This window comes from Streptomyces apricus (genome assembly GCF_008369065.1).
Taxonomy (GTDB): domain Bacteria; phylum Actinomycetota; class Actinomycetes; order Streptomycetales; family Streptomycetaceae; genus Streptomyces; species Streptomyces apricus.
Window position 1 is genome coordinate 1 of record NZ_VDFC01000266.1, and the last position, 761, is coordinate 761.

Consider the following 761-nt stretch of genomic DNA (forward strand, 5'->3'; position numbering starts at 1 on the left):
GGTGGGGGCTGGTCGCGCAGTTCCCCGCGCCCCTAAAAGACTGCGCAGTTCCCCGCGCCCCCAGAAGACTGCGCCGTTCCCCGCGCCCCCAAAAAAGACTGCGCCGTTCCCCGCGCCCCTTGAGGGGGCTCGTGGTGCTTGAGTCTCTGGTGGGGTAATAGGTAATCTTGGGGCATGGCCCTTACGTTTGTGCTTGATCCTCCCGTCGACTCCGTTCTGCGGGACGGGATCACCAGTCTCTGGGCGGACGTGTCCAACGCGGGCGGCTCCGTCGGCTTCGTGCCCCCGGTCTCGCCCGAGGCGGTCCGACCGGAGCTGGTCAAGCACTTCGTCGCGATGGCGGAGGGCCGCACGCGTCTCCTCGTCGGCCTCGACGAGGACGGAACCGTCGCGGCCACCGCCTTCCTCACCCGCAACACCCACCGTCTGATGACGCACTGGCTGTGGCTCTACACGGTGATGGTCCACCCCCGGCACCAGGGCAAGGGCTACGGCCGCGACCTCCTCGCGGCCGCCGCCGACGCCGCCCGCGGCCTCGGCGGTATCGAGGCGATACGCCTGACCTGCCGCGGCGGCGAGGGCCTGGAGCGCTTCTACGGCTCGTGCGGCTACAAGGAGGTCGGGCGCGTGCCGGACGCGATCCGGGTCGCGCCGGGCGACGACCGGGACGACGTCACGATGCTGCTGTCGCTGGGCCGCGTCGACTGAGGTACGCGCCCGGCCCAGGCCTCGCCCACGGCCCCGACGCCGCGCCCCGGCAC

Annotated in this window: 1 protein-coding gene; it reads left to right on the plus strand. The window is 71.7% G+C overall.

The features are described 5' to 3' along the window. Positions 1–174 precede the first annotated feature (174 nt). A complete protein-coding gene (locus tag FGF04_RS39590; RefSeq protein ID WP_149516217.1) occupies positions 175–708 on the plus strand; it encodes a GNAT family N-acetyltransferase in 534 nt (177 codons plus the stop codon). Positions 709–761 lie beyond the last annotated feature (53 nt).

Excerpts from the sequence above, each read along its gene's own strand:
- FGF04_RS39590 (WP_149516217.1), top strand. The coding sequence starts at position 175 with ATGGCCCTTACGTTTGTGCTTGATCCTCCCGTCGACTCCGTTCTGCGG.